Origin of the sequence: Streptomyces sp. NPDC087420 (assembly GCF_044744165.1) — a bacterium.
Classification (GTDB): Bacteria; Actinomycetota; Actinomycetes; order Streptomycetales; family Streptomycetaceae; genus Streptomyces.
Genome location: NZ_JBIUXU010000001.1, coordinates 424,451 through 438,650, shown reverse-complemented (window position 1 = coordinate 438,650; position 14,200 = coordinate 424,451). Strand labels below are relative to the sequence as shown.

General features: G+C 71.3%; 10 protein-coding genes and 1 pseudogene. 10 read left to right on the top strand and 1 reads right to left on the bottom strand.

The window, feature by feature from the left end; translation table 11 throughout:
• The first annotated feature begins 1 nt into the window (after window position 1).
• From ACIO1C_RS01975 to ilvC, 7 genes are all read left to right on the top strand, one after another.
• A complete protein-coding gene (locus ACIO1C_RS01975) occupies window positions 2-1,099 on the top strand; it encodes a PLP-dependent cysteine synthase family protein (protein WP_401857257.1) in 1,098 nt (365 codons plus the stop codon).
• Window positions 1,096-3,849, top strand: a complete 2,754-nt coding sequence (gene argH, locus ACIO1C_RS01970; RefSeq protein ID WP_401857255.1) for an argininosuccinate lyase — start codon at window positions 1,096-1,098, stop codon at window positions 3,847-3,849. The genes ACIO1C_RS01975 and argH overlap by 4 nt, the downstream gene beginning before the upstream one ends.
• On the top strand, window positions 3,846-5,138 hold the full coding sequence (locus ACIO1C_RS01965; RefSeq protein WP_401857253.1) for an MFS transporter: 1,293 nt from the start codon (window positions 3,846-3,848) through the stop codon (window positions 5,136-5,138). The genes argH and ACIO1C_RS01965 overlap by 4 nt, the downstream gene beginning before the upstream one ends.
• A 43-nt stretch (window positions 5,139-5,181) precedes the next feature.
• Window positions 5,182-5,958 (top strand): 4'-phosphopantetheinyl transferase family protein, encoded by a 777-nt coding sequence (locus ACIO1C_RS01960; RefSeq protein WP_401857251.1) that lies wholly within the window; start codon window positions 5,182-5,184, stop codon window positions 5,956-5,958.
• Between the two features lie 181 nt (window positions 5,959-6,139).
• The gene (locus ACIO1C_RS01955) at window positions 6,140-7,984 is read left to right on the top strand and encodes an acetolactate synthase large subunit (RefSeq protein ID WP_401858015.1); all 1,845 of its coding nucleotides are present in this window, start codon (window positions 6,140-6,142) and stop codon (window positions 7,982-7,984) included.
• 14 nt (window positions 7,985-7,998) lie between these two features.
• Window positions 7,999-8,571 carry an acetolactate synthase small subunit gene (gene ilvN, locus ACIO1C_RS01950; RefSeq protein WP_401857249.1) on the top strand — a complete coding sequence of 191 codons (573 nt, stop codon included), beginning with the start codon at window positions 7,999-8,001 and terminating at the stop codon, window positions 8,569-8,571.
• 116 nt (window positions 8,572-8,687) lie between these two features.
• The gene (gene ilvC / locus ACIO1C_RS01945) at window positions 8,688-9,689 is read left to right on the top strand and encodes a ketol-acid reductoisomerase (protein ID WP_401857247.1); all 1,002 of its coding nucleotides are present in this window, start codon (window positions 8,688-8,690) and stop codon (window positions 9,687-9,689) included.
• A 56-nt stretch (window positions 9,690-9,745) separates the two neighbouring features.
• Here the strand turns inward: ilvC and ACIO1C_RS01940 are convergent, their stop codons facing one another.
• Window positions 9,746-12,418: a hypothetical protein gene (locus ACIO1C_RS01940; RefSeq protein ID WP_401857246.1), complete on the bottom strand. Its 2,673-nt coding sequence runs from the start codon at window positions 12,416-12,418 to the stop codon at window positions 9,746-9,748.
• Window positions 12,419-12,706: 288 nt separating this feature from the next.
• On the opposite strand from ACIO1C_RS01940, the pseudogene ACIO1C_RS01935 reads away from it, so the two are divergent.
• From ACIO1C_RS01935 to ACIO1C_RS01925, 3 genes and pseudogenes are all read left to right on the top strand, one after another.
• Window positions 12,707-13,057: pseudogene (locus ACIO1C_RS01935) on the top strand (hypothetical protein); the annotation flags it as partial.
• Between the two features lie 80 nt (window positions 13,058-13,137).
• Entirely contained in the window at window positions 13,138-13,617 is a 480-nt protein-coding gene (locus ACIO1C_RS01930) for a hypothetical protein (protein WP_401858058.1), read from the top strand.
• Window positions 13,538-14,182, top strand: a complete 645-nt coding sequence (locus tag ACIO1C_RS01925) for a hypothetical protein (RefSeq protein WP_401858055.1) — start codon at window positions 13,538-13,540, stop codon at window positions 14,180-14,182. The genes ACIO1C_RS01930 and ACIO1C_RS01925 overlap by 80 nt, the downstream gene beginning before the upstream one ends.
• Window positions 14,183-14,200 lie beyond the last annotated feature (18 nt).

Here is a 14,200-nt window from a genome sequence, read left to right as displayed (position 1 = left end):
CATGACGACGACCACGCTCACGACGACGACCCCCACCACGCCGACGGCGGCCACTCCCGCCCCCCTGACGAGGGCTCACTCCTCGATCGTGGAGGCCACCGAGCTGCCCCGCATCATCAAGGTGACCGACAACCTCTACGCGGCGGCCTTCACCCTGATGAAGCTGCTCCCCGCCCGCTACATCCTCGACCGCGCCGAGGCGGCGGGGCTCATCTCCCCGGGCACCCCGGTCATCGAGACGTCCTCGGGCACGTTCGCGCTGGGCCTGGCCATGGTCTGCCGGCTGCGCGGCTATCCGCTGACCATCGTCGGCGACTCGGCGATCGACCGGGACCTGCGGACCCGGCTCGAAATGCTCGGTACGACGGTGGAGATCGTCGAGCACACCGGTCAGCCCGGCGGCATCCAGGGCGCGCGGCTCGCCCGCGTGGAGGAGCTGCGCCGCCAGCACCCGGACGCCTTTGTCCCCGGTCAGTACGACAACCCCGACAACCCGGGCGCGTACAGCGTGGTCGCCGACCTGATCGGTGACACCGTCGGCTCCGTGGACTGCCTGGTGGGCCCGGTGGGTTCGGGCGGCTCCACCGGCGGACTCGCCGCCGCGCTGCGTCCCGCCGACCCCGCGCTGCACCTGGTCGGCGTGGACACCCACGGCAGCATCATCTTCGGCAACCCGGACGGCCCGCGCACCCTGCGCGGTCTCGGCAGCAGCATCCACCCGGGGAACGTCACCCACCGCGCGTACGACGAGGTGCACTGGGTGACGGCCCCCGAGGCATTCCACGCGACCCACGAGCTGTACCGCGCGCACGGCCTGTTCATGGGCCCGACCAGCGGCGCGTCCTTCCAGGTGGCGTCGTGGTGGGCGGAGCGCAACCCGCGGAGCACGGTGGTGATGGTGCTGCCGGACGAGGGCTACCGCTACCAGTCCACGGTCTATAACAACACCTGGCTGCGCGAGCAGGGCATCGTCCCGGCCCCCGCGCCCGGCGGCCCGCTCACCGTCGAGCACCCGCTGGACGCCACCACCGCCTGGTCACGGCTGCTGTGGGCCCGCCGGGGCTTCGACGACGTGGTGATGCCGGCGGTCGGCTCATGAGCGAGCGCCTGCTGCTCCTGGTGGAGAGCAACACGACCGGTACGGGACGGCTGTTCGCGCGGCGCGCGGCCGACCTCGGGGTGGTGCCCGTGCTGCTGTGCGCGGACCCGGGCCGCTACCCGTACGCCGCCGAGGACGGGGTGCGTACGGTCACCGTGGACACCTCGGACGAGGCGGCGCTGTGGGCGGCCGTCGGCGCGCTGACCGGTGGGGCCACGGTGGCCGGTGTCCTGACCAGTTCCGAGTACTACGTGCCCACCGCCGCCGCGCTGGCGCGCCGGCTCGGGCTGCCGGGACCTGACGCGGAGGCCGTACGGGCCTGCCGCGACAAGGCGGAGCAGCGCCGGGTGCTGGCCGCCGCCGGGGTGGGGATGCCGGGCTTCGCCGTGGTCTCCGGGGCCGCGGGCGCGGTCGGCGCGGCCCGGGAGATCGGGCTGCCCGTGGTGGTCAAGCCGGTGCGGGGTTCGGGGAGTCTGGGCGTACGGCTCTGCGCGGACCTCGACGAGGTCGCCGAGCACGCCGGGACGCTCCTGGCGGCCACCGTGAACGAGCGGGGGGTCGCGGTCCCGGGCCGGATCCTGGTGGAGGAGTACCTGACGGGGCCGGAGTTCTCCGTCGAGGTGTTCGGTACGGAGGCGGTCGTGACGGTCGCCAAGCACGTGGGCCCGCTGCCGGTGTTCGTGGAGGTCGGCCACGATGTGCCGGCCCCGCTGCCGGGCGATCGTGACCGCGCGTTGCGCGAGACGGCGGTGGCAGCCGTACGGGCCCTGGGCCTCGGCTGGGGGGCGGCCCATGTGGAGCTGCGGCTGACCGGGACCGACTCCCGGGCCGTCAGCGTCATCGAGGTCAACCCCCGGCTGGCCGGCGGAATGATCCCCGAACTGGTGCGCGGGGCCTGCGGGATCGATCTGGTGCTCGCCCAGGTGCAGGCCGCGCTCGGCGGCGTACCGGAGCTGGGCCGCGGCGCGTTCGCCCGTGCCTCGATCCGGTTCCTGACGTCCGGCCGGGAGGGTGTCCTCGCCCCCGCCGCCGTACTGGCGGACGCCGTGGACCGGGCCCGCGCGGTGCAGGACACGGTGGAGGCGGTGCTCTACCGCACCGAGGGTGAACGGGTGGGCCCCGCCGAGGACTTCCGGGGGCGGGTCGGCCATGTCATCGCCGTCGCCGACCACGCGGGGCGGGCCGCCCGGTCCGCCGACCGGGCCGTGGCCCTGCTGGGCGACGCGGTCTCGTACACCGATCCGCACGGCGGAGGCACGCACATGACCACCGGAACGGAAGCGGGGACGGGTACGGCGCGGGGCGTCGACACCGGCCGGCTCAAGGCCGCGCTGGACGCCGAGGCGCACCGCATCGTCTACGACCAGTACCTCCCGGACACGGCGGGCGACGGTCTCGGCGAGGAGCTGCGCTGCATCAGCGAGGTCGACCGGGCCCATCTGATCATGCTCACCGAGTGCGGGATCGTGGACGCCGGCCGGGCGGCGGCCCTGCTGCGCGCCATCGAGGAGCTGCGCGGCCAGGACTTCGCGCCGGTACGGGCGACGCCCATGCCGCGCGGTGTGTACCTGGCCTACGAGGGCCGCCTCATCGAGCAGTTGGGTGACAGCACGGGCGGCATCCTGCACACGGGCCGTTCGCGCAACGACCTCAACGCCACCACGACCCGGCTGAAGACCCGCGGGCCGTACCTGGCGCTGCTGGACGCGGTCGACCGGCTGGCCGGCGTACTCCTGACGAAGGCCGCGGAGTACCAGGACGTCATCATGCCCGCGTACACGCACGGGCAGCCGGCCGTACCGATCAGCTACGGGCACTATCTGGCGGGTGTCGCCGGGGCGGTGCTGCGCGCGTACGAGGCACTGCTCGACGCGGGCCGTCAGCTCGACGTCAACCCGCTGGGCGCGGGCGCGATCGGCGGGACCTCCGTCCCGATCGACCCCCGGCGCACGGCCGAACTCCTCGGCTTCACGTCGGCCGCGCCCAACTCGGTGGACGCGGTGGCCTCCCGGGACTTCGTCCTCGACCTGCTGTCGGCGTCCGCCGTGCTCGGTGTGACGCTGGCCAGGGCCGGGCGGGACCTGAGCACGTGGACGTCGGAGGAGTTCGGGCTGCTGCGGGTGGCCGACACCCTGGTGGGGTCCAGCTCGATGATGCCGCAGAAGCGCAATCCGTTCCTCCTCGAACACATCCAGGGCCGGTCCACCGCGAGCCTCGGCGCCTTCGTGTCCGCGGCGTCCGCGATGACCACCGGCGGCTACACCAACGCCATCGCGGTGGGCACGGAGGCCGTACGCCACCTGTGGCCGGGCCTGAGCGGCGCCACCGACGCGGTGACCCTGCTGAGTCTGGTGGTGGCGGGTACGGAACCGGAGCGCGAGCGCATGACGGACCGGGCCGTCGACGGGTTCACCTCGGCGACGTACCTGGCGGAGCGGCTCGTCCTGGACGGGATGCCGTTCCGGGCCGCGCACCACCTGGTCGGCGAGACGGTCCTCGGCGCCCTGGACTCCGGGCGGTCCCTGGTGGACGCGGCGGAGTTCACCGCCGTCGGGGACGGCGGGCTGGCGCCCGACCGGGTCGCCGAGGCGTGTGTGCACGGCGGCGGACCGGGCTCCACGGCGGAGGGAATCCGCCAGATCGACAGACAACTCGCCACCCTGCGGGCGGAGTTGACGGCACGGCGCACTCGCTGGTCGCACGCCGGGACCCTGCTCTCGCAGGCCGTGCTCAAGGCGGTGACGTCATGACCGCCCAACTGGAGGAACGCCTCCCCGGCGGGGAGCGCGGGCGCCCCCGGCGCGGCGGGCTGCTGGGCCACCGTGACTTCCGGCTGCTGTGGTTCGGCGAGACGACCAACCGTATCGGCATCAACATCACCGCGGTCGCCATGCCCCTGGTGGCGGTGGTGACACTCGACGCGAGCACGTTCGCGGTGAGTGTGCTGGCCGCCGCGCCCTGGCTGCCCTGGCTGCTGATCGGCCTGCCGGCCGGTGCCTGGGTGGACCGGATGCGGCGACGGCCGATCATGCTCCTGTGCAACCTGACCCCGCTGCTGCTCCTGGCGAGTGTCCCGGTGGCCGCGTGGCTCGGCGTCCTGACGATGGTCCACCTGCTGGTGGTGGCGCTGCTCAACGGGTTCGCGGCGGTGTTCTTCGGGATCTCGTACAAGGTGTACGTGCCGTCCATCGTCGACCGCGAGGATCTCCAGGAGGCCAACGCCAAGCTCCAGGGCAGCGAGTCGGTCGCCCAGGTCGCGGGGCTCGGCGGCGGTGGTCTGCTGGCGCAGGCGTTCGGCGCGGCCTCCGGGCTGCTCGTCAACGCGGGGACGTTCCTGGTCTCGGCGCTGTGCCTGCTCGCCATCCGCGGCAGGGAACCGGTCCCGGAGAAACCGAAGGGACGCCCGGCCCTGCGGCAGGACATCAAGGAAGGGCTCCAGTACGCGCTCAACGACCCGTACCTGCGTGTCCTCACCGCGTACGGCACCGCCACCAACCTGCTCCTGACGGCCCAGTCGGCGATCCTGCCGATCTTCATCATCCGTGAACTCGGGGTGCCCGAGGGCGCGACCGGCTGGCTCCTCGCGTCGAGCAGTGTCGGCGGGATCCTCGGGGCCACCACCGCCAAACACCTGACCGCCCGGCTCGGCACGGCCCGCGGCCTGCTGGTGGCCACCGCCGCCAGCGCCCCGTTCGCCCTGCTCATCCCGCTGGCCGGGCGGGACTGGACGCTGTCCGCGCTGGTCGCGGGGAGCGCGATCCTGGCGCTGGGCGTGGTGCTCGCCAATGTGATCCAGGGGGCGTTCCGCCAGCGGTACTGTCCGCCGCAGCTGCTCGGCCGCATCTCGGCCAGCATCTCGGTCGCCAACTTCGGCGCCATTCCCTTCGGTTCCCTGCTCGGCGGGATCCTCGGCACCGCCCTCGGCCTGCGGCCCACCCTGTGGCTGCTGGGCGCCGGGCTCGCCCTGACCCCGCTGCTGCTCCTGATCGGCCCCATGCGCGGACGGCGGGACCTGCCGGCCGCGCCGGAGCCGGCATGAGACCCGACCCGCCCGCCCCCTCCGTACGAACAGGAGAGACCCCGTGGAACACACCCTGCCGTGGGTCGTTCGTGAGCTGCCACCCCCTGGCTCGCCGGCCCTCTGGCTGCTGAGGGTCTCGGATGTCCCCACCGGCATCCTGGACGAACAGGTGCTCGACGCGACCGAGCGTCAGCGCGCCGCCAGCCTCATGCGCGCCGAGGACCGTACCCGGTTCACGGCCGCGCACGTCGCCCTCCGCCGGCTGCTCGGCTCCTACCTGAGCCTGCGCCCGGAGGACATCCACTTCGGCCGGGACACCTGCCCCTGCTGCGGTGGACCGCACGGCCGCCCGACCGTTCTCGACACGGACCACGAGCTGTTCTTCTCCCTGTCCCACCGGGGCGACCTGGCCCTCGTCGGTACGGCGGCGGCTCCCATAGGAGTCGATGTCGAACTGGTGTCGGACCAGGACAGCACCGCCGAGCTGGCCGCGATGCTGCACGTGGACGAGCAGGCCGAACTGGCCTCGCTGCCACCGGCGTTACGGCCCCGGGCGCTGGCCCGGCTGTGGACCCGCAAGGAGGCCTACCTGAAGGGCCTCGGTACGGGCCTGGGCCGCGACCCCGCCCTCGACTACGTCGGCTCGGGAGGCCCGCAGGGGCCGTACCCGCCGTCCGGCTGGACCCTGCTCGACGTCCCGGTGGACCGGGGCTACGCGGCGGCGATAGCGGTACGCGGCACGCTCGACGTCGGCGGCCCCACCGTCAACAGGCTCTCCGTCCTGGACGTCGTACGGCACACCTGGGAGGCACCGCTGGCGGTGGGAAAGCCGCCCTGACCCCCGCGCACGGTCCGTCGGGCGCACCGCTCCGGTGCCCACCCGGCGGTGGGCACGCACCACCCGGCCGCCGCCGCGCGGCCCCCGATCACCGGAACGTCCTCGCCACCACCCCTACGGACTTTGGGAACCGACGATGCCACACACCGTGCAGCAGGCCCCCGCGGCCCTCCTCCCGCCCATGCGGGTCCGTACCACCGCGCAGCCCGCCACCGCCGTCGAGCGGGTGACCGGCGCCCAGGCCCTCATCCGCTCGCTCGAAGAGGTCGGCGCGGACACCGTGTTCGGCATCCCCGGCGGTTCCATCCTGCCCGCCTACGACCCGATGATGGACTCGACCCGGCTGCGCCACGTGCTGGTCCGGCACGAGCAGGGGGCCGGCCACGCGGCCACCGGGTACGCCCAGGCGACCGGCAAGGTCGGGGTGTGCATGGCGACCTCGGGCCCGGGAGCCACCAACCTGGTCACCCCGATCGCGGACGCGCACATGGACTCGGTGCCGCTGGTCGCGATCACCGGGCAGGTCTCCTCCAAGGCGATCGGCACCGACGCCTTCCAGGAGGCGGACATCGTCGGCATCACCATGCCCATCACCAAGCACAACTTCCTGGTCAGGAACGCCGACGACATCCCCAGGACCATCGCGGAGGCCTTCCACATCGCGTCCACGGGCCGCCCGGGACCCGTCCTGGTCGACATCGCCAAGGACGCGCTCCAGGCCCGTACGACCTTCAGCTGGCCGCCCGTCAAGGAGCTGCCCGGCTACCGTCCCGTCACCCGCCCGCACCCGGGGCAGATCAGGGAGGCCGCCCGGCTCCTGAGCACGTCCCGGCGCCCGGTGCTGTACGTCGGCGGGGGTGTCCTCAAGGCACGGGCCACGGCCGAGCTGCGGATCCTCGCCGAGCTGACCGGCGCGCCGGTGGTCACCACCCTGATGGCGCTCGGCGCGTTCCCCGGCAGCCACCCGCAGCACGTGGGCATGCCCGGCATGCACGGGGACGTCGCGGCGGTCGCGGCCCTCCAGAAGGCCGACCTGATCGTCGCGCTGGGCACCCGCTTCGACGACCGGGTCACCGGAAAGCTGGACAGCTTCGCGCCGTACGCCAAGGTCGTGCACGCCGACATCGACCCGGCGGAGATCTCCAAGAACCGGCTCGCGGACGTGCCCATCGTGGGCGACGCCCGTGAGGTGCTCACCGGCCTGGCCGCGGCCGTGCGCGCCGAGCACGAGGACGGGCGGTACGGCGAGTACGCGGAGTGGTGGCGGGACCTGGACCGCTGGCGCGCCACCTACCGCCGCGGCTACGACCTGCCCGCCGACCCGGGACTGCTCCTGCCGCAGCAGGTCATCGAGCGGGTCGGCCAACTGGCCCCGGAGGGCACGCTGTTCGCCTCCGGCGTCGGCCAGCACCAGATGTGGGCGGCGCAGTTCCTCCCGCACGAGGAGCCGGGCACCTGGTTCAACTCGGGGGGCGCGGGGACCATGGGGTACGCGGTGCCCGCCGCGATGGGCGCCAAGGCCGGCCGGCCCGAGCGGACCGTCTGGGCGATCGACGGCGACGGCTGCTTCCAGATGACCAACCAGGAACTCACCACCTGCGCCCTGAACAACATCCCCATCAAGGTCGCGATCATCAACAACGGCGCGCTCGGGATGGTCCGTCAGTGGCAGAACCTGTTCTACGGCGCCCGCTTCTCCAACACCGTGCTGCACGACGGCGCCACCAACGCCACGACCGGTTCCACCCTGGGCGTGGGCTCCGCCACCAACCGGGGCACCCGCGTCCCCGACTTCGTCCAGCTCTCCGAGGCGATGGGCTGTGTGGGCCTGCGCTGCGAGAACCCGGACGAACTGGACGCGGTCATCGACAAGGCCAACTCGATCAACGACCGCCCGGTCGTCGTGGACTTCATCGTCCACGAGGACGCGATGGTGTGGCCGATGGTCGCCGCCGGCACCTCCAACGACGACATCATGGCCGCCCGCGGCGTCCGCCCCGACTTCGGCGACTCCGCGGACGACTGAGAGGACCCTCCGACATGTCCCAGCACACACTCTCCGTCCTGGTCGAGAACACACCCGGCATCCTGGCCCGGGTCGCCGGTCTCTTCTCACGGCGCGGCTTCAACATCGACTCGCTCGCGGTCGGCACCACGGAACACCCCGAGCTGTCCCGCATCACCATCGTCGTCAGGGTCGACGAGGAGCTGCCCCTGGAGCAGGTGACCAAGCAGCTCAACAAACTCGTCAACGTCCTCAAGATCGTCGAGCTGGAGGCGGACTCCGCCGTCCAGCGCGAACTGGTCCTGGTGAAGGTCGGCGCCGACAACACCACCCGTGGCCAGATCGTCCAGATCGCCGAGCTGTTCCGCGCCGGGGTCGTCGACGTCTCCCCCGAGGCCGTCACCCTGGAGGCGACCGGCTCCGGCGCCAAGCTCGACGGGATGCTCCGGATGCTCGCGCCCTTCGGCATCAAGGAACTGGTCCAGTCCGGTGCGATCGCGATCGGCCGCGGGTCCCGCGCGCTGGCCGACCGCGCGGTCCGCGAGGCGCGGCCGATGCGCCTGACGACGGCCGACACCCCGGTGACGGCCGGGGCGCGGAGCGCCTAGCGCCCCCGTACGCCCAGCCCTTCGCCGTACGCCTCACTCTTCCCCGTACCTCCGCCTTACATCCGCCACCACCATCCGCCATCCGCCGATACGTTCCCGACCGAGGAGAGTCCCTCATGCCTGCCGAGCTGTTCTACGACGACGATGCCGACCTGTCCACCATCCAGGGCCGTAAGGTCGCGGTCATCGGGTACGGCAGCCAGGGCCACGCCCACGCGCTGTCCCTGCGTGACTCCGGTGTCGACGTGCGCGTCGGCCTCCACGAGGGCTCCTCGTCCAGGGCGAAGGCCGAGGAAGCGGGCCTGCGTGTGGTGTCGGTGGCGGAGGCCGCCGCCGAGGCCGACGTCATCATGATCCTGGTCCCGGACCCGCTCCAGGCCCAGGTGTACGAGGAGTCCGTCAAGGATCAACTGACAGACGGCGACGCGCTGTTCTTCGGGCATGGTCTCAACATCCGGTTCGGCTTCATCAAGCCGCCGGCCAACGTGGACGTGGCCATGGTGGCGCCGAAGGGCCCGGGCCACCTGGTCCGCCGCCAGTACGAGGAAGGCCGCGGCGTGCCCTGCATCGCCGCCGTCGAGCAGGACTTCTCCGGCAAGGCGTTCGCCCTCGCGCTCTCCTACGCCAAGGCCATCGGGGGGACACGCGCGGGGGTCATCAAGACGACGTTCAAGGAGGAGACGGAGACCGACCTGTTCGGTGAGCAGGCCGTGCTCTGCGGTGGTACGGCCGCGCTGGTCAAGGCGGGCTTCGAGACGCTGACCGAGGCCGGCTACCAGCCCGAGATCGCGTACTTCGAGTGCCTCCACGAGCTGAAGCTGATCGTGGACCTCATGTACGAAGGGGGTCTCGACAAGATGCGCTGGTCGGTCTCCGAGACCGCCGAGTGGGGCGACTACGTCACCGGCCCCCGCATCATCACCGACCAGACCAAGGCCGAGATGAAGAAGATCCTCGCCGAGATCCAGGACGGCACGTTCGCCCGCACCTGGATGGACGAGTACCACGGCGGCCTCAAGAAGTACGACACGTACAAGGCCCAGGACTCCGAGCACCTGCTGGAGACCACGGGCAAGGAGCTGCGCAAGCTCATGAGCTGGGTCGACGCCGAAGCGTAGGGCTCACATGACACCGGCGAGCCCCCTGCCGCGCGCGGCAGGGGGCAGCCGTTCGTTCACACGAGGAAACCGTCGAGGGTGCTGTACTGACCGGACAGCTTGGTCACGACGACGGTGTGGGTGCCGGACGAGAGCTGACCGGAGGTGTAGAGGGCGACGTTCGCGTGTCGTACGCCGTCGCCCGGCAGGGTGCTGACGATCTGTTGCGGTCCGCCGTCGACGCTGATGCCGATGTTCCCCTGGTCGGTGTTCTGCTCGCCGTACACCGTGACTTTGGTGCCGGTGAAGGTGACCGACGCGGTCGACCCGTTGGCCGTCGCGTAGTGGACGTCGTTCCGGTAGTCGCCGTAGGAGCGGCCGCCCGCGTACGCGAACCCGTTGTAGGTGATTCCGCCGTCGTCGTCGTTGAGCCGGATGGTTCCGGGGACCTGCGGAGTGACGGAGATCTGCCCGGCCGAGGTGCCGGCCGGAACCGGCACGATCATGAATCCACTGGACAGGCGGGTCACGTTGCTGACCTGGGTGGTGCCGATGTACACCGGCGTCGCCGGGCCGAAGCCCTCACCCGCGACAAGGACCTGCGTCGCGTTGGCCGTGGGCGACACGTAGAAGATCCTCGCGGGGACGGAGGGGGCCGGCGCGAAGGAGCCGGAGCCCGCGCCCGCGGCCCGCAGCAGGCCGTTGGGGATGTCGGCCGGTCTCGGGGTCGCCGGGATGGTCGTGTTCCCGCTCGCGTGGGTGTCGACGGGCTGGGCGCACGGGTACGACTGGATGCGGGCGGAGAAGTAGTTGCCGGTGATCCAGAGGTGACCCGTCGGGCTACAGCCGCCCTGCGCGCTGTCGCCCGCGCCGAAGGCCACGTTGCCCTGCCAGTTGACCCATTCCGCGCCGGCGTCGTCGTAGTAGGTGAAGTTGGTCGTCGGGCCGTTGTAGGCGATGTTGCCGGTGACCTGGAGGCCCTTGGCCAAGGTCTGCACGGGGTCGATCGTCGTCCCGTCCGCCTGGTACACGTACTGCGCCTGGTGTCCCTCGACGTAGACGGCGCCGCCGTCGCTGCGGACGGACAGGTAGTCGTGCAGGATGTTGTTGCTGATGGTGTTCGAGCTGTTGATGTTCGTGGTGTTCTGCGGGGTGCTCGCCTGGTTGACATGGCCCTGGATCACTCCGGCTGTGATGCCGGTGTAGGGCAGGTCGTACAGGTTGTTCCGGGTGATGGTCGTGCGCTGCGAGAACAGCAGGGTGATGCCACTGGCCGAGGAGTAGTCCGTACCGATGTGATGGATGACGTTGTCCGCCACGGTGGTGCCGGTCAGGATCTCGTTGGTGGCGATCGTGGCGGTTTCGTTCGCTCCGTTGGGCGTGCAGTTCTGCTTGATCCCCGCGGCCTCGGACGGGTCGGTCGGCAGCGGGTCGTAGGTGCAGCCGAGGAGGATCGCGGTCGAGGCGATGTCGGTGAACTCGTTGCCCTGGATGAGGGTGTTGGCCGATCCGTACGCCACGTTCAGTCCCGCGCCGCCGAGTTGGGCGAACCGGTTGCCGGTGAGCGTGACGTTCTTGGCAGCGGTGACCGAGACGTTCGCCAGGGGCTGGGTCAGTGCTCCCCAGGGGCAGCTTCCGGCGGGGGTGGAGAAGTTGCACATGCCCTGGTTGTTCGCACCGGTCATCCGCAGATTGCTCTGCACGTCGGAGAACCCGGCGCTGGTGGAGGGCGCGTTCCAGGTCGCGTACGAGAACTGAAGTCCGCCGAAGGTGAGGTCGTGCACGGGCGCGGCGAGCGTACCGGCGACCTGGACCAGGGTTTCGAGGCGCGGCAGTTCCACGTCGAGGTCGGACATCTGCTGGCCGGCGGACGGCTTGTAGTAGAGCGTGCCGCCGGGGCCGTCCAGGAACCACTGGCCGGAACCGAGCAGGGTCTGCGCGTTCTCGACGCGCGCGGGCATGGTGTTGACCGACATGGACGGGAGACCACCGCTGGCTTGCGCGTAGGACGCCCGGGCGGTCACGTTGGTCCAGCACGGCTGGCTCATCCTCAGCGTTCCGGCCGCCGCGGAGAAGCTCGCCACCCGGCATCTCGACTCGGTCCAGGGCCCATTGCCACCCGGGTAGTCGAACTCGACTCCCGCCACCTGGCTCGCGGTCAGCGCGCCGAACCACGCCATCGCCGCCGGGTCGCCGGAGATCGTGTAGCCCGTGGACGATCCGGTCCACGCGCCCCGGAATCCCAGGCTCGCGGGGGTCGCCCGCGCGGTCGGGACCGCACGCCCGTCGACGTACAGCTGACGGCTGTTGCTGCTGGTGGGTACGGGAGCGCCCCACACCCCGCTCGTGCCGCGCTGCGTCCATCCGGTGACCCGCGAGGCCCCCGAGATCACCGGACGCGCCCCGGGCGCGGCCTTCCACACCACGGGGTGGCCCGGCGTGCCCGAGTCCGCCACGCCGAAGGACCAGGTGTTCGCCAGGCGGTACACGCCGTCGGCCAGCAGGACGGTGACGTCCGCGGAACCGTTCGCGGCGAGTTGGGCGCGTACCGCCTGCTGGGCACCGGACAGAGAACACGGGGCCGAGGAGGAACAGGCCGAACCGGCCCCGGACGGCGAGGCGTAGAGCGTCACGGAGGCCGCGGCGGTGGCGGACTGCACTTCGGGCGCCGTCAGCATCAGCCCGAGGGCTGCCACGACCGGACCGACGCGGCGCAGCAGCTTCCGCGTGACCGAGCGTTGTGATGACACGGGACCTTGAGGTGACACGGGCGGGTCCTTCCCATGTACGGATGCCTGACCTGACGGCGCACTTACATCCGATGTTTGGGGAATGGTCGACCCGCCCATCTTTCCTGTCAAGGGTCTGCGCACAGAGTCCGGCGCCCATGTACCCGATCCAGCAAGGGCGTTGACCATGCGCTCACCACCGCGTGTGCCCAACACTACCCGCCACCTGCACACGGACGCAGATTCATCGGGTGTCTAACAGACCGCGCCGAGCGCACTCAGCGGCTTGAAGCCGCACACGCGGTATTGGTGGTCACCGCGTACTTCACCGCGCTGGAGCAGGCGGAGTTGCCCTTCGACTGGGCCGAGGTGCGGTTGACGCCGCGTGAGCAGATCAGCCTCGCGGGCGGCGGTGAGGACAGCCTCGGGCGAGGCTTTGTGCAGGCGCTTGTCGCCACAGCCGCGCCGAGGCCGGCACCCCATCTGCCGTACGAGGACGCGCTGAGCGCGCTGTTGGAGTGGTACAGGCGGCTGTCGGACCGGCTGCTGGACTCCGTGCGAGGCCTCGCGGTGTGGGACGTGCTGAGCGGCGCCTCCCAAGACCGGGCCGACCTGACACTTCAGACGTGCGCCCAGGTGGCCGTCGACCAGTACCAGGAGCTGTATGCCCGACTGGCCACGGAGGTACCCGAGTTCGGCTTCTGGACCGGACAGGTCGAGCACCAGGCCCCCCGATCGGCGTGTGCCTGCCCACGCTGGAGGAGGGCTATCTGGACCCGCGTTTCCGGGTGTGTCCGGTCTCGGGCGGACAGAGCGGCCCTGCCGAGGAGGACTGGTGGGCGGAGGTCCCCGTACGCGACGACCTCACCGAATATCTGGCGGGAGCGCTCACCACTCCTGAGGCCACGGAAGCGCCCCTGGTTGTCCTGGGCCAGCCGGGGGGCGGCAAGTCGATGTTGACGAAGGTCCTCGCGGCGCGGCTGCCCGCCGCCGGTTTCCTTCCTGTCCGTGTGGTCCTGCGTGAGGTCCCTGCCGAGGCCGAGGTGCAGGATCTGATCGAGTACGCGATCCGGGCCGCCACCGGTGAGCGCGCGACGTGGCCCGATCTGGTCCGGACGCGAGGCGGACCAGAGGCGACCGGTGCTGGCGCTGGTCACGACCAGGACGGCGGTCGCCGACCGGGCGCGTTACCCGTCAGGCGCCGTCGCCCTGCGGCTTGAGCCCTTCGCCCGGCCGCAGATCGAGGCCCGGCTCGCGATGTGGAACCTCATCAACCAGTCGTACTTCGCGGCCCAGGGCATCCGGCCACTGTCCGCCGCGACCGCCGAGCGGCACATCGATCTTGCCTCGCAGCCACTGCTTCTGCTGATGCTCGCCCTCTACGACGCCTCGGGGAATCTGCTCCAGCGCGGTGACACCCCGCTGGACGAGGCCGAACTCTACGAGGATCTGCTCGCCGTCTTCGCCGCCCGCGAGATCGGCAAGTCCGCCCCCGCTCTGCCGGATCAGGACCTGGTCCCACGGGTCGAGCAGGAGCTTCAGCGTTTGTCCCTGGTCGCCTTCGGCATGCTCAACCGCCGTCGGCGATGGGTCACCGCCGCCGAACTGCGGGAAGACCTGGCTGCCCTCCTCGGGCGTCGCCCTGCCCCTTCGGCCGGGTTCCGGGCCCCCCTCGCGACCAGGCCGAGATCGCGCTCGGCCGCTTCTTCTTCGTCCAGCGGGCCCAGGCCGTACGCGAGGAACAACGGCTGGCGACTACGAGTTCCTGCACGCCACGTTCGGTGAATACCTCGCCGATTTGTC